The sequence below is a fragment of the Amycolatopsis sp. NPDC051716 genome (assembly GCF_040681595.1).
GTDB lineage: Bacteria > Actinomycetota > Actinomycetes > Mycobacteriales > Pseudonocardiaceae > Amycolatopsis.
Genome location: NZ_JBFAZA010000040.1, coordinates 76,792 through 95,666 on the forward strand (window position 1 = coordinate 76,792; position 18,875 = coordinate 95,666).

Here is an 18,875-nt window from a genome sequence, read left to right on the forward strand (position 1 = left end):
AGATCAGAGGAGGCGACGTGGCCGAGTTCCTGGCGCACCTGCGCGACCCCGTGTTGTTCGCGATTCCGGTGTTCCTGCTGTTCGTCACGATCGAAATCGTCGCGGTGCACGTGCTCGGCCACGACGACGGCGTCATCGGCTACAGCCTCGCCGACACCCGGACGAGCATGCTGATGGGCACGGTCGCCGTCGGCGTCAACGCCCTGTTCCGGCTGGTGATGCTGGTCGTGTTCGCGGCGCTGTTCGAGCTGGCGCCGGTGAAGTTCGACCCGCGCGACTGGTGGACGTGGGTGCTCATGCTGCTCGGCCAGGAACTCGTGTTCTACGCCTACCACCGGGCCAGCCACCGCGTGCGGCTGCTCTGGGCCGGGCACCAGGTGCACCACTCCAGCGAGCACTACAACTTCTCGACCGCGCTGCGCCAGAAGTGGACCCCGTACTTCCAGCTGCCGTTCTGGTCGGTGCTGGCGCTGGCCGGCATCCCGCCGTGGATGATCCTGACCGGCCTGTCGATCGACCTCGTCTACCAGTTCTTCGTGCACACCGAGAAGATCGGCAAGCTGCCGCGCTGGTTCGAGTACGTCTTCAACACCCCGTCCCACCACCGCGTCCACCACGGCAGCGACGCCGAATACCTCGACGCCAACTACGGCGGCATCTTGATCATCTGGGACCGGATGTTCGGCAGCTTCGTCCCCGAGGGCCGGCGGCCGACGTACGGGCTGACGAAGAACATCGAGACGGACAACCTGCTCAGCGTCGGCTTCCACGAGTACGGCTCGATCCTGCGCGACCTCCGCACGGCCCGGACGTGGCGCGAGCGCGCGGGCTACGTGCTCGGGCCGCCCGGCTGGCAGCCCGAACACGTGCCCGCGTGATCACGCGATGTCCCGCAGCGCGAGGCTGTTCAGCGGCGGGCGCTGCGGGGAGGTCAGGTCGGTCAGCACGATCTCGCGCTCGACACCGGGCGACGTCCCGCGCCGGAACTGCGCGAGCAGCGTGGCCGGCGGCGCCGCGGTCACCATCCGGCCGTGGCGCTCCAGCCGGTCGAAGAGCGTCTGCATGATCTGGCCGGACATCCGGCCCAGCGCCTGGGTGCTCTGGTGGCGGTGGGCGCGGTGGCCGAGGTCGACCTGGGCGAGGGCGTCCAGGCCGCGCAGTTCCAGCAGGTCGATGAGGTGTCCGACCTCGACGCCGTAGTTCGCGACGAACGGGATGCTCTCCAGCACTTCGCGACGGCCCGCGTATTCACCGGCGAGGGGCTGGACGAACCCGGCCAGCTCCGGCCAGAACATGTTGAGCAGCGGGCGGGCGACGAGTTCGGTGACCCGGCCGCCGCCGTCCGCCTCGGTGCCGAGCGGGCGGTGGTAGAAGCCCTTGACGTAGGCGACCGACGGGTCGGTGAGCAGCGGGCCGAGCAGCCCGGTGACGTAGTCGGTGGTGAAGTCGTACAGGTCGCCGTCGACGAAGACGACCAGGTCGCCGCTCGTCGCCGCGACGCCCTTCCAGAGGGCTTCGCCCTTGCCGGCCAGGCCGTCCAGCCCGGGGAAGACGGCGTCCTGCGCGACGACGTCCGCCCCCGCGGCCGCGGCGACCTCGGCCGTGGCGTCGGTGGAGTGGCTGTCGACGACGAGGATCTCGTCGACGAGCACGCCCTGCAGCTCGTCGCGGATCGCCGTGACGATCGCGCCGACGGTCGCTTCCTCGTTCCGGGCCGGGATGACCACGGACACCGTGGTGCCGCGTTTGGCCGCGACGAGCTCCGCAGTGGTCCAGTCCCCGGCCTTGCTGCTGCGCCGGGTGATCCAGGTGCCGATTTCCGGCGAAACCTGCAGCATGCGTTTCCCCTTCCCTCGTTCGCCTCCGAGGTTCGGTGCCCCGCGTTTCGGGCACGGCTCCCCCGCGCTACCGCGGTGTTACGAGATGGCGCGCCGCGTTAAACCGGCTGACGGCCGCAGGTGACCGCGCCTAGGCTCACGATGAACCGAGGGGAACCACGAGTGCGCGAGGCGATCCGGCCGTTCCGCTGGGACCTGGTGCGGCCCGATCACCTCGGTTCCCTGCTCGACGGCCTTCCCGAGCCGGACCTGTGGTTTCTCGACGACCTGATCGACTGCGCCGCGAAAGTGCTCGCGCGGTCGGAGGACGGCGAGCTCTACTTCGTCGGCCGGTCCGCGGACTCCGTCTTCGACCTCCTCGGCGGCACCCTGCCCGACCCGGGCCGGCTGCACCTGCTGCCGCTGTCCACCACGTGGATGGACAGCCGGCCCGGCGGCCGGCTCCACCCGGCCGAAGTGGCCCAGCTGCGGGCCAACCTGGCCGCGCACGGCCTGGCCCCGGCCGGGCTCGCCCGCGGTTCCCGGCCCCTCGTCTTCGCCGACGTCGTGTCGACGGGCCGGACGCTCGAGCAGCTGCTGGGCATCCTGCGGGACTGGGCCGCCGACGAACGGGCGGACTGGCCGGCGATCCTGCGCCGGGTCCGGATCGTCGGCCTGACGCGGCGCAAGCACACCAGCCCGAACACTCACCGGTGGCAGCAGCACGCGAACTGGGCTCGAGACGTGCCCATCCGGAACGTCTCCGTCGAGTCCGCGCTGTTCAGCTACCTCGCCGACCACCAGCACAAGCTGACGCCGTCGTTCGGCCGCTACCGGTGGGCGGACCGGCGAGTCCGCCGGCCCGGCCGCGACGACCGGACCCGCCGGGCGCTCGCCGAAGCGGTGAGGATCGCCGAGGCCGGGCGCACCCCGGCCGTTCGCGCAAAGCTGGTCCGGGTGCTCGAGCGCGAACCCGCGATCGCCGAACCGTGGCTGCGGGATATCGTCATGCGTCTCGCGGCCAAGGGGGGCTCATGACAATTGCGGACGACGACAAGGACCGGCGGTTCCGCCTGGACGTCCTCGCGACCACCGTGCAGGAGGAGCTGATGGCGGCCGGGCTGCCGGTGCTGTCCGGCAACGATCCGATCGGCTCGGTCGGCGCCGTCGTGCACGCCGATGTGCCGGAGCTTCGCGGCGTGACGGTCGACTGGCAGGCGCACAGCCTCTTCTGGGACGCCAGCCAGGAGGCCTTGGCCGAGGACCCGCTCCAGGAACGGGCGGAGACCGCGGCGTTCGGGGCACTGGCGGTCGCCGTCGGCGAGGCGATGGCCGAGGCGATGCGGAAGATCCTCACCGCGGCCGGGCTCGAGGTCGCCGACAGCGGCAACGACTACGCACCCGACCAGCTGCTGGTCACCCGCCGCCTGGCCCGCTCGCCCTGGCAGGTGCGCCGCGACGCCAAGTTCGAGCGGCAGCAAGCGGTGATGCAGGCCGCCTGGCAGGCGAAGCACGAAGCCGAATGCCCGAACCACGGCCCCGACAGCTGAGCTCTCAGGCTTCTTCCTCTTCGAGCATCTCCGGCGTGACCGCGGACTCGGTGTCCGGGATGTTGAGGTCCTTGGCCCGCTTGTCCGCCATCGCCAGCAGCCGCCGGATCCGGCCCGCCACCGCGTCCTTCGTCATCTGCGGGTCCGACAGCTGGCCCAGCTCCTCCAGGGACGCCTGGCGGTTGGACAGCCGGAGCCGGCCGGCCGCCAGCAGGTGGTCCGGGGCCGTCTCCCCGAGGATCTCCAGCGCCCGCTCCACCCTGGCCGCCGCCGCCACCGCCGCGCGGGCCGAGCGCCGCAGGTTCGCGTCGTCGAAGTTGGCCAGGCGGTTCGCCGTCGCGCGGACCTCGCGGCGCATCCGCCGCTCTTCCCACTGCAGGACGCTCGCGTGCGCGCCCAGGCGCGTCAGCAGCGCGCCGATCGCGTCGCCGTCACGGACCACCACGCGGTCGGCTCCGCGGACCTCGCGGGACTTCGCCTGGATGCCCATCCGGCGCGCCGCGCCCACCAGGGCGAGCGCCGCCTCCGGGCCCGGGCAGGTCACCTCGAGCGACGAGGAGCGGCCCGGTTCGGTCAGCGACCCGTGGGCGAGGAACGCGCCCCGCCACGCCGCTTCCGCGTCGGCCACTCCCCCGGACACCACGGCCGCGGGCAGCCCGCGCACCGGGCGGCCGCGCTGGTCGATCAGCCCGGTCTGCCGGGCCAGGCCCTCGCCGTCCTTCACCACGCGCACGACGTACCGGGTGCCCTTGCGCAGCCCGCCGCTGGCGGTGATGACGTGGACGTCCGAATGGTGGCCGTACAGCTCGTGGATCTCCTTGCGCAGCCGTCGCGCGACCGAGCCCGTGTCCAGCTCCGCCTCGACGACCACCCGGCCGGCCACGATGTGCAGCCCGCCGGCGAAGCGAAGCAGCGACGCGACCTCCGCCCGGCGCGGCCCGATCTTCGTGATCTCCAGCCGGCTCAGCTCGTCCTTCACCGCGGCGGTCATCGCCATTACTGCCCCTCCCTGCCTTTCGCTCCTCCCCCGTGCTCCCCGTCCCTGACGAGACCGAGAGCCTCCCGCATCGTTCGCGCGAGCGCATCAGGATCATGCCGTCCCGGCACTCCGGGGTCGGCCACCGCCCCCAGGTGCGCCCGGCCGCCCAGCCGTTCCGCCGCGCGGCGGAGATTCGCCGGGTCGGGGACGGAATCGCGGTCCGCGATCACCGCGTCGACCCGCAGATCGGGGGCGTGTTCGAAGAGTACGTCGAGGTGACGCTCCGGCGAGAATCCCGCGGTTTCCCCCGGCTGGGGGACAAGGTTGAGCACGAGCACCTTCGTCGCGGCCGTCTGCACGAGCGCGTCGTGCAGCCCCGGCACGAGCAGGTGCGGGAGAACGCTCGTGAACCACGAGCCCGGCCCGAGGAACACGACGTCGGCGGCGAGCACGGCCTCGACGGCCTCCGCGCACGCCTGCGGCGGCCGCCCCGACCGGCCCGGCGTGTGCAGGCTGACGCGCTGCACCTGCCCCGGCGTCGAGGCCACCGCGACCTGGCCGCGGATGGTGCGCACCGCGGCCGGGTCCTCGCTGTCGAGGCCGCTGACCTGCCCCTCGATTTCCAGCGGCTCCGGCGACATCGGCAGCACCCGGCCGGAGACGCCCATCAGCCGGCAGGCCTCGTCGAGCGCGGCGACCGGATCGCCGAGCACCTCGAACAGCCCGGCCAGCAGCAGGTTCCCCACCGCGTGCCCGGCCAGTGCGCCGTCACCGCCGAAGCGGTGCTGGAAGACCTCGGCCCACAGCGTGCCGCCGTCTTCGGCGGCGAAGGCGGCGAACGCCTGCCGCAGGTCGCCCGGCGGCAGCAGGCCGAGTTCGCGCCGCAGCCGGCCGGACGATCCGCCGTCGTCGGCCACCGTCACGACCGCGGTGACGTCGGGGGTCACCCGCCGCACCGCGGACAGGGTGGCGTGCAGTCCGTGGCCACCACCGAGGGCGACCGCGCGCACGTTATTCACGACCAAGGTCGCGGTGCACCACCTTCACGGCCATACCATCCTCTTTGGACAGACGCTCGGCGAGTTCGACGGACAGCGCCACGCTGCGGTGCTTGCCGCCGGTACAGCCGACGGCCAGCGTCAGGTACCGCTTGCCCTCGCGCTTGTAGCCGGCGCCGATCAGCCGCAGCAGCTGGTGGTAGCGGTCGAGGAACTCCTCGGCGCCCTCCTGCGAGAGGACGTAGTTGCGGACCTCGCCGTCGAGGCCCGTGTGTTCGCGCAGCTCCGGGATCCAGAACGGGTTCGGCAGGAACCGGACGTCCATCACCAGATCGGCGTCCATCGGCAGGCCGTACTTGTAGCCGAAGGACAGCACAGTGACCCGGGTCTGGGTGCTCGCCTCGGAGCCGAACGCGTCTTCGATCTTGGCGCGCAGGTCGTGCACCGACAGCGACGACGTGTCGAGCACCAGGTCGGCTTCTTCGCGCAGCGGCTCCAGCAGCGTCCGCTCCGCCGTGATGCCGTCGGCGAGGCGGCCGTCACCCTGCATCGGGTGGCCCCGGCGGACGGCCTCGAACCGCCGCACCAGCACCGCGTCGGTCGCCTCCAGGAACAGCACCCGCGGCTTGTAGCCCCGGGCGTCGAGGTCCTTGATCACCGAGGCCAGGTCGTCGGTGAACGCGCGCGAGCGCACGTCCATCACCACCGCCACCTTGGTGATCGCGCCGCGCGCCTGCGCGCCCAGCTCGACCATGGTGGCGATCAGCTCCGGTGGCAGGTTGTCGACGACGAACCAGCCCAGGTCCTCCAGGCACTTGGCCGCCGTGCTGCGGCCCGCCCCCGACAACCCGGACACGACCGCGACCTCCATGCCGGAGCCGCGGATCTCCTCTTGCGCACTCACTGTGTTTCCCTACTCCCTGCTTCTGTGCCGTGGCCGGCGCCGGACTCCCCGGCCAGCGCGGCGACCACGGCTTCCGCGGTGCGCCTGCCGAAGCCGGGCACCGCCTCGATCTCTTCGATCCTGGCCTGCTTGAGCTTCTTCACCGAGCCGAAGTGCTTGATCAGCGCGGTGCGGCGAGCCTGCCCCAGCCCGGGCACACTGTCCAATTCGGACGTCACGAGCCGCTTGGACCGCTTCTCGCGGTGGTAGGCGATGGCGAAGCGGTGGGCTTCGTCACGCAGCCGCTGCAGCAGGTACAGCCCCTCCGACGTCCGGGGCAGGATCACCGGATCGGGGTCGGCGGGCAGCCAGACCTCTTCGAGCCGCTTGGCCAGCCCGATCACGGCGATGTCGGTGATGCCGAGCTCGGCCAGCACGTCGGCGGCCGCGGTGGCCTGCGGGCCCGCGCCGTCGACGACCAGCAGGTTCGGCGGGTACGCGAACTTCTTCGGCCGCCCGGTCTCCGGGTCGAGGCCGGGGGTGCTCGACTCTTCGGCGGTTTCCTTGAGGTAGCGGTAGAACCGGCGCCGGACGACCTCGGCGATCGAGGCGACGTCACCCTCCGTGGCCGCCTCCCGCAGCGCGAAGCGCCGGTACTCGGACTTGCGCGCGAGCCCGTCCTCGAACACGACGAGCGACGCGACGACGTCACTGCCCTGGATGTGGCTGATGTCGATGCACTCGATGCGCAGCGGCGCGGTGTCGAGGGCGAGGAACTCCTGCAGCTCGGTGAGCGCCGCCGAGCGGGCCGTGAGGTCGCCGGCGCGGCGCAGCTTGTGCTGGGTGAACGCCTCCCCCGCGTTGCGCTGCACGGTCTCGGCCAGCGCCTTCTTGTCGCCGCGCTGGGGCACCCGCAGCTGGACCCGCGAGCCGCGCAGCCCGGTGAGCCACTCCGCGACCGCCTCGGCGTCCGCGGGCAGCTCCGGGACCAGCACCTCGCGCGGGACCACCGGCCCCGCGTCGACGTCGTCGCGGGCGTCGAGTTCGGCCTCGTCGCCGTAGAACTGGGTGAGGAAGTGGTCGACCAGCGCCGGGACGTCCATCTCCTCGGCCTTGTCGATCACCCAGCCGCGCTGGCCGCGGACGCGCCCGCCGCGCACGTGGAAGACCTGGACCGCGGCCTCGAGATCGTCGTGGGCGAACGCCACGACGTCGGCGTCCGTGCCGTCGCCGAGCACCACGGCCTGCTTCTCCATGGCGCGGCGCAGCGCGCCGAGGTCGTCGCGCAGCCGGGCGGCGCGCTCGAACTCGAGCTCCTGGGACGCGGCGGCCATCTCCGCTTCGAGACGCTTGATCATGACGTCGGTCTTGCCCGCCAGGAAGTCGCAGAAGTCCTCGACGATGTCGCGGTGCTCGTCGGCGGAGACGCGGCCCACGCACGGCGCGGAGCACTTGTCGATGTAGCCGAGCAGGCAGGGCCGGCCGATCTGGCCGTGGCGCCGGAACACCCCGGCCGAGCAGGTGCGGGCCGGGAAGACGCGCAGCAGCAGGTCGAGCGTCTCGCGGATGGCCCACGCGTGCGCGTACGGGCCGAAGTACCGGACGCCCTTCTTGCGCGCGCCGCGGTAGACGTGCAGGCGCGGGAACTCCTCGTTCAGCGTCACCGCGAGCATCGGGTAGCTCTTGTCGTCGCGGTAGCGGACGTTGAACCGCGGATCGAACTCCTTGATCCAGTTGTACTCGAGCTGGAGCGCCTCGACCTCGGTGGTGACGACGGTCCATTCGACGCTCGCGGCCGTGGTGACCATCTGCCGGGTGCGCGGGTGCAGGCCGGAGAGGTCGGCGAAGTAGGAGTTCAGCCGGCTCCGGAGGCTTTTCGCCTTGCCGACGTAGATGACCCGCTTGGTCGCGTCACGGAATTTGTACACGCCAGGGGCATCCGGGATGCTCCCCGGCGAGGGACGGTAGGTGGTCGGGTCAGCCACTCCCCCAGCCTATTTGGCGACACCGACAGTTCTCGCACGCCCCCGGGTCTGCCGCGGCCGGTCGTGAGTGTTTTGGGGGGTTAGAACCGCCCTGAACACTCACGACCGGTTGCCCCGCCGGAAGTAGGGTGTTCGTCCGCTTCCGACCTTCGTCGGTGTCCGCACCTGTGACCCGGTGGTTACTTTCCGACGGCGATCCGGTCCCCCACCGAAAGGATCACCGTCGTGAGCTTCCTCCGCTCCCTCGGCGCCGTCTCCGCGGCCGTCGTCGCCCTCACCCTCGCGGGCGGCGCGGTCGCCACCGCGGGCGTCCAGCCGAACATCGTCGGCGGCAGCACCGCGCCCACCGTCTCCTGGGGCGCCCAGGTGTACGTCAACACGCCCGGGCGCGACTACCAGGGCTTCAACTGCTCGGGCACGGTCATCGCGAGCCGCTGGGTGCTGACCGCGGTGCACTGCCTCGACCAGGACGGCTCGGGCATGTACGTCCGGGTCGGCAGCAACACGCTGCTCTCGGGCACGAAGATCGCCGTCGACAACGAGTACCAGTCACCGAACGGTGACATCGCGCTGCTGCACCTGGCGTCGGCGACGAGCACCGCGCCGATCTCGCTGGGCAGCGCGGACCCGGCCACCGGCAGCACCAACCAGATCTACGGCTGGGGCCGCACCACCCCGACCGGCCCGCCGGCGACGGCGCTGAAGACGGCGAACGTCCAGGTGACCGGCCGGTCCACGGACGCCTACGGCGGCCGCGCGATCCAGAGCGTCGGCGTCAACGGCTCGGCGTGGAAGGGCGACTCGGGTGGCCCCGAGGTCGCGAACGGCGTCCAGGTCGGCGTGGCATCGACGGTGCAGAACCAGAGCGGGTCGAACACGCGCGGCACGAACAACTACGCCAGCGTGGCGGCGAGCCGGTCCTGGATCCGGACGACGGCCGGGGTCTGATCTCCGCCGGGGCGGCGCTCCGGCGCCGCCCCGGTTCTGTCGGTGGTGTGTGGGATGCTCGCGGGCATGCGGATCGCCACCTGGAACGTGAACTCCATCGTCCCCCGCCTGCCGCGCGTGCTGGGTTTCCTGGAGGAGACGGCGCCGGACGTGCTGTGCCTGCAGGAGCTGAAGAACACGACGGAGGCGTTCCCGGCGGCGGAGATCGAAGCGCTGGGCTACGAAGTGGCCGCGTACGGGCTCGGGCGTTGGAACGGCGTCGGCATCGTGTCGCGGGTGGGCTTGTCGGACGTCGTGCGCGGGCTGCCGGGCGAGCCGCAGTTCGACGGCGCGTCGGAGGCCCGCGCGATCGGTGCCACGTGTGGGGGCGTGCGGGTGTGGTCGGTGTACGTGCCGAACGGGCGCGAGCCGGACAACCCGCACTACGCGTACAAGCTGGAGTGGCTTTCGTCGCTGCATTCGCTGGTGGCTTCGGAGGTGTCCGAGGGGCCCTTCGCGGTGCTGGGCGACTTCAACGTGGCCCCGACGGACGCGGACGTCTGGGACATCGCGCTGTTCGCGGAATCGACCCACGTGACGAAGCCGGAGCGCGACGCCCTGGCCCGGCTGCGCGACCTCGGCCTGTCGGACGTCTTCCCGCGGCCGCTGAAGTACGACCACCCGTTCACGTACTGGGACTACCGGGCCGGGAACTTCCCGAACAACAAGGGCATGCGGATCGACCTGGTGTACGGGAACGCCGCGTTCACCGGCGCGGTGACGGATTCCTATGTGGACCGCAACGCACGCAAGGGGAAGGGCCCTTCGGACCACGCACCGATCGTGGTCGACCTGGACCTCTGACCCACCCCGCCGAACCGGTCGGGTGAGGTCGCGTCACGATTTCGCGTGAGCCACCGGCCGCGCCGGGGCGGGCGAAGCGATGAGCGGGCTCCTGCCGGACCTCGATCCCGGGGTCCAGCGCGTCCTGGACTGACAGGAGCGCGCCCGGGCCCTGCGCTCGCCGCGGCGGGGCGTCGGCTGTGGTGAAGCGATCAGCCGCCGGTCGCCGCGCGGTGCAGTTTGCGCAGCGCGCGCACCGCTTCCACCGCGCGGTCCCGGTCCACGGCCTGGACCGCCATCACCGCGTGGTACTCGTCGTCCGGCAGCTCCAGCCGGGCCCACGACGCCCCGTCCGGGAAGCTCACCGACAGCACGTCGCTCCACGCGAAGCGGCGGGTGACCAGCACGTTCCGGACCTCGATGCCCTCGGCATCGGCCCGGACCCTGGCGATCGCGAACAGCATCACGCCGCACGACAGCAGGATCCCGATGCCCACCATCGCCGCCTGGTCGGAGCGCTGGAAGCGGACCCCCGTGTCGCCGTTGCGCAGCAGGACCGCCACCACCACGAACACCGCCAGCAGCGCCACCGCCAGCACGCTGCACATGATCATCGCGCGCCGCGGGCGGATCACCAGGAGAGTCTTCACGGTCACACGAAACCCCGCTCGGTCCACGGCTGGCGCAGGCTCCGCAGCACGTGCGCGGAATCCAGGGCCGCCACCGTCGCCTCGTAGCCCTTGTCCTCCTTGGCGCCCGGACGGCCCGACCGGTCGACGGCCTGCTCGTGCGTGTCGCACGTCAGGACGCCGTTGCCCACCGGGGTGCTCTCGTCGAGCGCCACCCGGGTCAGGCCCGCCGTCACCGCGTCGCACACGTACTCGAAGTGCGGGGTGCCGCCGCGGATGACCACGCCGAGCGCGACCACCGCGTCGTGGTTGCGGGCCAGCGCCTGCACCACGACCGGGAGCTCGATCGCGCCCGCGACGTGGACCACCGTCGGCTCCTCCTCCAACTCCGCTTCGCGAGCGGCGGCGAGCGCGCGCTCGAGCAGGACGTCGGTGATGTCCGCGTTCCACCGCGTCGCCACGATGCCGAGCTTCAGGGACTTGCAGCCGGTCAGGTCCAGCGAATCGTCCGGACGGCCTTCGCCGCTCACAGTGTTCCTCCATCGGCGTGCTCGGGGCTCGCGCCGACCTGGTCGTAGTGCTCCAGCTGGGCCAGGTCGTGGCCCATCCGGTCGCGCTTGGTCCGCAGGTAGCGCAGGTTCTCCGGGTTGGGCGAGATCGGCAGCGGCACCCGCCCGGTGACGCGCAGGCCGTAGCCCTCGAGCCCGATCCGCTTGGCCGGGTTGTTGGACAGCAGCCGCATGGTGCGGACGCCGAGGTCGCACAGGATCTGTGCGCCGGTGCCGTAGTCGCGGGCGTCGGCCGGGACGCCGAGCGCGAGGTTCGCGTCGACGGTGTCCGCGCCGTCGTCCTGCAGCTGGTAGGCCTGCAGCTTGTGCAGCAGGCCGATGCCGCGGCCCTCGTGGCCGCGGATGTAGAGCACGACGCCGCGGCCTTCGGCGGCCACCGCTTCCAGGGCCGCCTCCAGCTGCGGGCCGCAGTCGCAGCGCAGCGAGCCGAAGACGTCGCCGGTCAGGCACTCGGAGTGGACGCGGACCAGGATGTCCTGGCCGTCGCCGATCTCGCCGTAGACGAACGCGACGTGCTCGATGCCGTCCAGGAGGCTGTCGTAGCCGACCGCCCGGAACGTGCCCGCGGCCAGCGGGATCCGGGCTTCGGCGACCCGTTCGACCTGCTTCTCGGTGCGACGGCGGTAGGCGATCAGGTCGGCGATGGTGATGATCGGCAGGTCGTGGTCGGCGGCGAACACCTCGAGCTCGTCGCGGCGCGCCATGTCGCCTTCGTCCTTCTGGGACACGATCTCGCAGAGCACGCCGGCGGGCGCGAGCCCGGCCATCCGGGCCAGATCGACCGACGCCTCGGTGTGCCCGGGCCGGCGCAGCACGCCGCCTTCCTTGGCCCGCAGCGGCACGACGTGGCCGGGGCGGCGGAAGTCCTTCGCCGTGGACGCCGGGTCGGCCAGCAGCCGGATCGTGTGCGCGCGGTCGGCGGCGGAGATGCCGGTGCTGATGCCCTCGGCCGCGTCCACCGTGACGCTGTACGCGGTCCCGCGCGCGTCCTGGTTCGTGTGGTACATCGGGGGCAGGTCCAGCCGGTCCGCTTCGGCCTCGGTCAGCGCCACGCAGACGTACCCCGAGGTGTAGCGGACCATGAAGGCCAGCAGCTCCGGCGTCGCCTTCTCGGCGGCGAAGATGAGGTCGCCCTCGTTCTCGCGGTCTTCGTCGTCGACCACGACGACCGGGCGGCCCGCCGCGATGGCCGCGATCGCCCGCTCGATGGCGTCGGCGTCGAAGACCGCTCCGCTGCCGCACGGGGTCCAGCCCGCTTCGGGCGTGGGTGCACTCGTCTCACTCATGACCGCTCCTCCGTGCCGCCGTCCCGATTGTGCGCCTGGTCGCGGATGTGGGCCTCGGCCAGCTTTTCCACGTACTTCGCGACCACGTCGACCTCGAGGTTGACCAGGTCGCCGGCCTCCCGGCGGCCGAGGGTGGTCACTTCGAGGGTGGTCGGGATCAGGGCCACCGCGAACTGGTCGGCGGTGATCGCCGCGACCGTCAGCGAGACGCCGTCGACCGCGATCGAGCCCTTCTCGACCACGTACCGGGACAGGTGCGCCGGCAGCGCGAACGTCGTCACGCCGTTCTCGTCGCGGCCGAGGAACACCCCGGTCCCGTCGACGTGGCCCTGCATGATGTGCCCGCCGAGCCGGCCGCCGGCCGGGGTGGCGCGTTCGAGGTTGACCCGGTCACCGACCGCGACCTTGGCCAGGCTCGACCGCTGCAGCGTCTCGTTGACGACGTCGACGGTGAACTCACCGCCCGCCACCTCGACGACGGTCAGGCAGACCCCGCTGACCGCGATCGAGTCGCCGTGCCCGGCGTCGCTGGTGACCAGCGGGCCGCGGACGCGCAGCCGGGCCGCGTTGGTCAGCTGCTCGACCGCGGTGACTTCGCCGATCTCCTCGACTATGCCGGTGAACACGTGCGCTGCCTCCTCGTGAGCCGGTCTGTGCGCCGGTCCTTCCATCCAACACCCGCCGCGGCCCGGTGGCTTCTCCGGTGCCGGTGCGGAGTTCAGCCGGCCCGGCCGCGGGCCGCCTGTTCGCGCAGCGCGGCGACCGCCTTGCCCGGGTCGGTGGCGCCGTAGACGGCGGAGCCGGCGACGAAGCAGTCGACACCGGCCTCGGCGGCCTGCTCGATGGTGTCGGCGTTGATCCCACCGTCGATCTCGACGAGCAGCTTCAGGTGCCCGGTGTCGACCAGCCGCCGCGCGGTGCGGACCTTCTCCAGGACGTCGGCGATGAACGACTGCCCGCCGAAGCCCGGCTCGACCGACATGACCAGCAGCGTGTCGTAGTGCTCGAGCGCGTCGAGCCACGGCTCGAGCGCGGTGCCCGGCTTGATCGACAGGCCGGCCTTCGCGCCCGCGGCGCGCAGGTTCTTCGCCAGCGCGACCGGGTCCTTCGCGGCCTCGGCGTGCACGGTGACGTTGTAGGCGCCGGCCTCGGCGTACCCGATCGCCCAGCGGTCCGGGTCGTCGATCATCAGGTGGCAGTCGATCGGCAGGTCGGTGCTGTCGATCAGGGCTTTGGCCACGGGCAGGCCGAGGGTCAGGTTGGGCACGAAGTGCGCGTCCATGACGTCGACGTGGACCCAGTCGGCGCGGTTCTCCCCGGTGCCGGCCACGGCGGCGATCTCTTCGCCGAGCCGGGCGAAGTCCGCCGCGAGGATGCTGGGTGCGATCAAAGGTCGGTCTGCCACGTCCCGAGTGTAGGAGGAGGGCGCTAACGCCTGCTAACCGGTTGTGACGGGTCTCGCCGCGCGATCTGGCTCCCCAGGGGGAAGCCCCGCGGCCCGCCGTGGCCATAACCTCGCCGTCATGTCCGGTTTCCTGCGTTCCCTGGTCCGCCCCGGCGGCTATCGCAGCGTGCCCTACGCCCTGCTCGGGCTGGCGCTGACGCTGCCCGCGATGCCGTTCGCCCTCGTCGCCGCGGTGTTCCCCGGGACGCCCCGGCTGCTGTTCGCCCTGGCGCTGATGGTGGTCGCCACGGTGCTGGCGATGGCCGGGCTGGGCGGTCCCATGCGGCGCTTCGGCGTCGCCGTCGCCAACGCGGTGCTCGGCACCGACCTGCCGTCGCCCGGCCGGGCGCGGCCCGCGTGGCCGGACCGGCTGCGCTCGGCCGCCTGGCTGGTGCTGCACGCCGGGCTGAGCGGGCTGCTGCTCGCGATCGGCGGCGTCCTGGCGCTCGGCATGCTGACCCCGGTGCTATGGCTGCTCGGCGACGGGGCGCGCTTCTCGTTCTTCGGTGCGACCGCCGTCGCGGGCGCGTGGACCGTGCCGGTCGCGCTCGGCATGCTGGCGCTCGCGCTGCTGCTCGCGGCGGCGGCGACCCCGGTGTTCCGGGCCGGCGCCACGGCCCTGCTGGGCCCGTCCGCGGCCGAGCGCGCGGCGCTGGCCGAACGCCGCTCGGCCGTGCTCGCCCAGCGCAACCGGCTGGCCCGCGAGCTGCACGACTCGATCGGGCACACGCTGACGACGTCGACCATCCAGGCGGCGGCCGTGGCCGATCTGGTGGAGGCGGACCCGGCCCAGGTCCGGCGGGCACTCGGCACGATCGAAGAAGCCTCCCGCAGCGCGCTCGAAGACCTCGACCACGTCCTGGGCCTGCTTCGCGAGGAGCCGGCGGCGAAGGAGCCGACGCGCACGCTGACCGAGGTGGACGTCCTCACCGTGCGTGCCCGCGAAGCCGGGCTCGACGTCCGGCTGGCCGTCACCGGGCCGGTCGCGGCGCTGCCGGCCACGGTGTCCCGCGAGGGCTACCGGATCGTCCAGGAGGGCCTGACCAACGCGCTGCGCCACGCCGGCCCCGGCGCGGTCGACGTCCGGGTCGAGGTCGGCCCGGACCGCCTCGGCATCGCGGTCGTGAACGCGCTGCCCGGCGAGGGGCCGCGGACCGGGCGCCGCGGGCTGGCCGGGCTCGCCGAGCGCGTCGAGGCCCTGCGCGGCGAGCTCGACGCCGGTCCGGACGGGCCGCGGTGGCGGCTGACCGCGTCCATCCCGCTGCGGGTGGGCGCGTGACGCCGTCGGTGCTGCTCGCCGACGACGAGCCGCTGGTCCGCACCGGGCTGCGGGCCCTGCTGGAGCAGCAGGGCCTGCCGGTGGTCGGCGAGGCGGCCGACGGCGGCGAGGTCCTGGCCGCGGTGCGGCGGACCCGGCCGGACGTCGTGCTGATGGACGTCCGGATGCCCGGCACGGACGGCATCGAGGCGACCCGGCAGGTGCTCGCGGCACTCGCCGAACCCCCGAAGATCCTGGTCGTCACGACGTTCGACAACGACGACTACGTGCACGAGGCGCTGCTGGCCGGGGCCAGCGGGTTCCTGCTGAAGCGGGCGCGCAAGGAGGACATCGCGCACGCCGTGCGGACGGTCGCCGCCGGCGAGTCGCTGCTGTTCCCGGAGGCGATCCGGCGGCTGGTGCGCGACCGGCCCGCGGGCGGGAAGCACGCGCGGGCGGCGAAGACGCTCACCCGCCGCGAAGCCGAGGTGCTCCGGCTCATCGCCACCGGATTGTCCAATCAGGACATCGCGGCGGCGCTGGTGATCAGCCTGGAGACGGTCAAGACCCACGTGGGGAACATCTTCGCCAAGCTCGGCGCCGGCAACCGCAGCCAGGCCGTGGTGATCGCGTACGAAGCCGGGGTCGTCAAGCCGGGGCACCTCGCCGGTCAATAACCGACGTGCTCCCGGTCACCCACCCGAAGTCATGAGTTCGGCCAGCGGCCACTCTCCGGTCACCTTCAGTCCCTTCGCGGCACACATGCGGGAGGACTAATAGCCCGTGTCCGATATCCGGGCCGTACCTCCCGAATTCCCCGAAGTTCCCGAACGAGGAGAAACATGGCTTCGCTGTTCGCCGGCCGCCGCCGGTGGCTGGTCGCGGGCGCGCTCGGCGCCGCGCTGATCGCCGCCGCCCCGGTCGCCCTGGCCACCAACGGCTCCGACAACGCCGACGCGCGCTCGTCGGCCGGCACCGGTGACCGCACCGCCGACGTCCGTGCCGCGATCCAGGGCGGCCACGCCCGCAACGTCATCCTGTTCCTCGGCGACGGCATGGGCCAGTCGGAGATCACCTCCGCCCGCAACTACGAGCGCGGCGCCGCGGGCCGGCTCGCCATGGACGAGCTGCCGCTGACCGGTGACTACACGACCTACGCGGTCGAGCAGAACAACCCGGGCAAGCCGAACTACGTGACCGACTCGGCCGCGTCCGGCACCGGCTGGGCCACCGGCACCAAGACCTACAACGGCGCCATCTCCGTCGACGCCTACGGCAACGACGTCCCGACGATCCTGGAGATCGCCAAGCGCAACGGCCTGCGCACCGGCGACGTCACCACCGCCGAGGTGCAGGACGCGACCCCGGCCGTGCTCGGCGCGCACGTCGTCAACCGCGACTGCAAGGGCCCGGTCGAGACGACCGCCAAGTGCGCGAAGAACGCCAAGGAGAACGGCGGCCTCGGCTCGATCGCCGAGCAGCTGGTGCAGACCCGCCCCGACGTCCTGCTGGGCGGCGGCGCGAAGTACTTCAACCAGCAGGTGACGGCGGGCAAGTTCCAGGGCAAGACCGTGCTGGACCAGGCCAAGGCGGCCGGCTACAACGTCGTCAACACCGCGGCGGACCTGGCCGCGGCGAAGAAGGGCAAGCCGGTCCTCGGCCTGTTCGCCGACGGCAACATGCCGGTGAACTGGACCGGCCCGGCGGCCGTGCACGGCGGCACCCCGCCGTCCCGCTGCACGCCGAACGCGAAGGTGCCCGCCACCCAGCCGAAGCTGGCCGACCAGACCCGCAAGGCGCTGGAACTGCTGGACGACCGCCGCAGCGACAAGGGCTTCTTCCTGCAGGTCGAAGGCGCGAGCATCGACAAGCAGGACCACGCGGCCGACCCGTGCGGCCAGATCGGCGAGACGATCGACTTCGACGCGGCGATCGCGGCGGGCACGGCGTTCGCCCGCAGCCACCCCGACACCCTGGTGCTGGTGACCGCCGACCACGGCCACAGCAGCCAGATCGTCGAGCCCACCGCCACGCCGGGCCTGACCGCGACCCTGATCACCAACGAGGGCGCGAACATGACGCTGGCCTACGGCACCGCGGAAGCGGGCGGCTCGCAGTCGCACACGGGCACGCAGGTGCGCATCGCGGGCCTCGGCCCGCAGGCGGCCAACATCGTCGGCCTGACCAACCAGACCGACCTGTTCGGCACCCTGAAGCGCGCCCTGAAGCTGCGCTGAGTGGTGGGGCAGGCCCCCGGGTTTTTCCGGTGGCCTCCCCGATACCCCCTGGTGTCCGGTCCCCCTAGCGTGGGGAAAACCGAGACACCAGGGGGTTTTCTCATGCGGAAGTCATTGCGGGCCATCACCGCCGGCACGCTCGTCGTGCTGCTCGCCGCCACCACGGCGGCACCGGCACTGGCGGCCACCGGCACGAGCCCGCTCCAGGCGAGCCTGGACGTGCTGACCGCCCAGGACGGCGTACCGGGGGCGGTGGCGGTCGTCCAGGACGGCCGGCGGACGCAGGTCACCCGCAGCGGCACGGGCGACGTCGCCACCGGGAAGCCGTTCCCGCGCAACGGTTCGTTCCGCGCGGGCAGCGTCACCAAGACGTTCGTGGCGACGGTCGTGCTGCAGCTGGTCGCGGAGGGCCGGGTGCGGCTGGACGCGCCGGTTTCGCGCTACCTGCCGGGGCTCCTGCCCGACCGGCGGATCACCGTCCGGCAGGTGCTGCAGCACACGAGCGGGCTCTACAGCTACACGGACGACCTCGAACTGACGGACCCGGAGGCGTTGCGGCACCGCGGCGCCGAGCCGGCCGAGCTGGTGGCGATGGCGCTGAAGCACCCGGCGCTGTTCCCGCCCGGCACGAGCTGGTCGTACTCGAACACGAACTACATCGTGGCGGGGATGCTCGTGGAGCAGGTCACCGGGCACGCGCTGGCGGACGAGATCGCCCGCCGGATCACCGGCCCGCTCGGCCTGCGCGACACGTACCTCCCCCGCCGCGGCGACGAGCGGCTGCCCGCACCCCACGCGGTCGGCTACATTCCGGTCGGCGGCAAGCTGGTGGACTTCAGCGACCTCGACGCAACGATCGCGGGCGCGGCGGGCGGCTTGGTCTCGACCCCGGCCGACCTCGACCGCTTCTACGGCGCCCTCCTGAGCGGCCGGCTGCTGCGCCCGGCGGAGCTGGCGGAGATGCGCCGGACGGTGCCGGCCGACCTCGGCATCCCGGGCGCCGGCTACGGCCTCGGACTGGGCAGCGTCCCGTTGTCGTGCGGAGTGGTGTGGGGCCACGAAGGAGGAATCCCCGGCTTCACGAACTTCGCCGGGGTAGGCCCGGACGGCCGCCGGGCGGCGGTGGTGCTGAACGAGAACCCGACCCCGGCGGAGACAAGCGGCCACCTGCTCGCGGTTGTGGACGCGGCGGTGTGTTCGTAGGTCGGCGGTCCGAAACTGTCGGTGGTCGCCGGTAATGTGGAAGACGGGGGGGGGCGCCCCCGCGGGCTGGTGTTCGTTCTGCGCGCTCGCGGCGGGCTGGTGTTAGTTCTGCGCGCTCGCAGCGGGCCGGTGTTCGTTCAACGCGATGGCGGCGCGGGCCCCGCGCGGTCCGCTAGTGTCGCGCGTCCGAAGTTCAGTGACAGCAGCCCGGTCCCCGAGCGCCCCAATGTGGCCTTGGTTGCGTTCAACGCACCCAAGGCGGCCTTC

Annotated in this window: 19 protein-coding genes; 9 read left to right on the forward strand and 10 right to left on the reverse strand. The window is 72.4% G+C overall.

Annotated features, from left to right (window positions below; genetic code table 11):
* The first annotated feature begins 17 nt into the window (after positions 1 to 17).
* Positions 18 to 878, forward strand: coding sequence for a sterol desaturase family protein (locus AB0M30_RS39225; protein ID WP_364595101.1), 861 nt, complete (start codon positions 18 to 20; stop codon positions 876 to 878).
* On the opposite strand, the gene AB0M30_RS39230 is transcribed toward AB0M30_RS39225, so the two are convergent.
* Entirely contained in the window at positions 879 to 1,838 is a 960-nt protein-coding gene (locus tag AB0M30_RS39230; RefSeq protein ID WP_364595104.1) for a glucosyl-3-phosphoglycerate synthase, read from the reverse strand. It lies immediately after the preceding gene.
* Between the two features lie 162 nt (positions 1,839 to 2,000).
* Here AB0M30_RS39230 and AB0M30_RS39235 point away from each other — a divergent pair, with 162 nt between their 5' ends.
* On the forward strand, positions 2,001 to 2,855 hold the full coding sequence (locus tag AB0M30_RS39235; RefSeq protein ID WP_364595107.1) for a hypothetical protein: 855 nt from the start codon (positions 2,001 to 2,003) through the stop codon (positions 2,853 to 2,855).
* Positions 2,852 to 3,367 carry a hypothetical protein gene (locus tag AB0M30_RS39240; protein ID WP_364595109.1) on the forward strand — a complete coding sequence of 172 codons (516 nt, stop codon included), beginning with the start codon at positions 2,852 to 2,854 and terminating at the stop codon, positions 3,365 to 3,367. The genes AB0M30_RS39235 and AB0M30_RS39240 overlap by 4 nt, the downstream gene beginning before the upstream one ends.
* A 4-nt stretch (positions 3,368 to 3,371) precedes the next feature.
* On the opposite strand, the gene whiA is transcribed toward AB0M30_RS39240, so the two are convergent.
* The 4 genes from whiA to uvrC are packed head-to-tail and all read right to left on the reverse strand — an operon-like array spanning position 3,372 to position 8,212.
* The gene (gene whiA / locus AB0M30_RS39245) at positions 3,372 to 4,364 is read right to left on the reverse strand and encodes a DNA-binding protein WhiA (protein ID WP_285990027.1); all 993 of its coding nucleotides are present in this window, start codon (positions 4,362 to 4,364) and stop codon (positions 3,372 to 3,374) included.
* Positions 4,364 to 5,356: a uridine diphosphate-N-acetylglucosamine-binding protein YvcK gene (yvcK, locus tag AB0M30_RS39250; protein ID WP_364595151.1), complete on the reverse strand. Its 993-nt coding sequence runs from the start codon at positions 5,354 to 5,356 to the stop codon at positions 4,364 to 4,366. Before yvcK ends, whiA begins: the two co-directional genes overlap by 1 nt.
* Position 5,357: 1 nt before the next feature.
* Positions 5,358 to 6,215: an RNase adapter RapZ gene (rapZ, locus tag AB0M30_RS39255; RefSeq protein ID WP_014466867.1), complete on the reverse strand. Its 858-nt coding sequence runs from the start codon at positions 6,213 to 6,215 to the stop codon at positions 5,358 to 5,360.
* A gap of 29 nt (positions 6,216 to 6,244) precedes the next feature.
* Positions 6,245 to 8,212, reverse strand: a complete 1,968-nt coding sequence (uvrC, locus tag AB0M30_RS39260; protein ID WP_364595112.1) for an excinuclease ABC subunit UvrC — start codon at positions 8,210 to 8,212, stop codon at positions 6,245 to 6,247.
* 225 nt (positions 8,213 to 8,437) lie between these two features.
* Here uvrC and AB0M30_RS39265 point away from each other — a divergent pair, with 225 nt between their 5' ends.
* Complete coding sequence (locus AB0M30_RS39265) at positions 8,438 to 9,160, forward strand: trypsin-like serine protease (protein WP_364595115.1); 723 nt, start codon at positions 8,438 to 8,440, stop codon at positions 9,158 to 9,160.
* Between the two features lie 66 nt (positions 9,161 to 9,226).
* On the forward strand, positions 9,227 to 10,003 hold the full coding sequence (locus AB0M30_RS39270; RefSeq protein ID WP_364595118.1) for an exodeoxyribonuclease III: 777 nt from the start codon (positions 9,227 to 9,229) through the stop codon (positions 10,001 to 10,003).
* Between the two features lie 191 nt (positions 10,004 to 10,194).
* Here the strand turns inward: AB0M30_RS39270 and AB0M30_RS39275 are convergent, their stop codons facing one another.
* From AB0M30_RS39275 to rpe, 5 genes are all read right to left on the reverse strand, one after another.
* The gene (locus AB0M30_RS39275; RefSeq protein WP_364595121.1) at positions 10,195 to 10,638 is read right to left on the reverse strand and encodes a PH domain-containing protein; all 444 of its coding nucleotides are present in this window, start codon (positions 10,636 to 10,638) and stop codon (positions 10,195 to 10,197) included.
* Positions 10,635 to 11,141, reverse strand: a complete 507-nt coding sequence (gene ribH, locus AB0M30_RS39280; protein WP_364595123.1) for a 6,7-dimethyl-8-ribityllumazine synthase — start codon at positions 11,139 to 11,141, stop codon at positions 10,635 to 10,637. The genes AB0M30_RS39275 and ribH overlap by 4 nt, the downstream gene beginning before the upstream one ends.
* Complete coding sequence (locus AB0M30_RS39285) at positions 11,138 to 12,466, reverse strand: bifunctional 3,4-dihydroxy-2-butanone-4-phosphate synthase/GTP cyclohydrolase II (RefSeq protein WP_364595126.1); 1,329 nt, start codon at positions 12,464 to 12,466, stop codon at positions 11,138 to 11,140. The genes ribH and AB0M30_RS39285 overlap by 4 nt, the downstream gene beginning before the upstream one ends.
* Positions 12,463 to 13,092: a riboflavin synthase gene (locus AB0M30_RS39290; RefSeq protein ID WP_103336063.1), complete on the reverse strand. Its 630-nt coding sequence runs from the start codon at positions 13,090 to 13,092 to the stop codon at positions 12,463 to 12,465. Before AB0M30_RS39290 ends, AB0M30_RS39285 begins: the two co-directional genes overlap by 4 nt.
* Positions 13,093 to 13,184: 92 nt before the next feature.
* Positions 13,185 to 13,856, reverse strand: coding sequence for a ribulose-phosphate 3-epimerase (gene rpe, locus AB0M30_RS39295; RefSeq protein WP_364595153.1), 672 nt, complete (start codon positions 13,854 to 13,856; stop codon positions 13,185 to 13,187).
* 133 nt (positions 13,857 to 13,989) lie between these two features.
* Here rpe and AB0M30_RS39300 point away from each other — a divergent pair, with 133 nt between their 5' ends.
* From AB0M30_RS39300 to AB0M30_RS39315, 4 genes are all read left to right on the forward strand, one after another.
* The gene (locus AB0M30_RS39300) at positions 13,990 to 15,189 is read left to right on the forward strand and encodes a histidine kinase (protein ID WP_364595129.1); all 1,200 of its coding nucleotides are present in this window, start codon (positions 13,990 to 13,992) and stop codon (positions 15,187 to 15,189) included.
* On the forward strand, positions 15,186 to 15,845 hold the full coding sequence (locus AB0M30_RS39305; protein ID WP_364595132.1) for a response regulator transcription factor: 660 nt from the start codon (positions 15,186 to 15,188) through the stop codon (positions 15,843 to 15,845). The genes AB0M30_RS39300 and AB0M30_RS39305 overlap by 4 nt, the downstream gene beginning before the upstream one ends.
* Before the next feature lie 165 nt (positions 15,846 to 16,010).
* Positions 16,011 to 17,405 (forward strand): alkaline phosphatase, encoded by a 1,395-nt coding sequence (phoA, locus tag AB0M30_RS39310; protein ID WP_364595134.1) that lies wholly within the window; start codon positions 16,011 to 16,013, stop codon positions 17,403 to 17,405.
* 102 nt (positions 17,406 to 17,507) lie between these two features.
* On the forward strand, positions 17,508 to 18,608 hold the full coding sequence (locus tag AB0M30_RS39315; RefSeq protein WP_364595137.1) for a serine hydrolase domain-containing protein: 1,101 nt from the start codon (positions 17,508 to 17,510) through the stop codon (positions 18,606 to 18,608).
* Positions 18,609 to 18,875 lie beyond the last annotated feature (267 nt).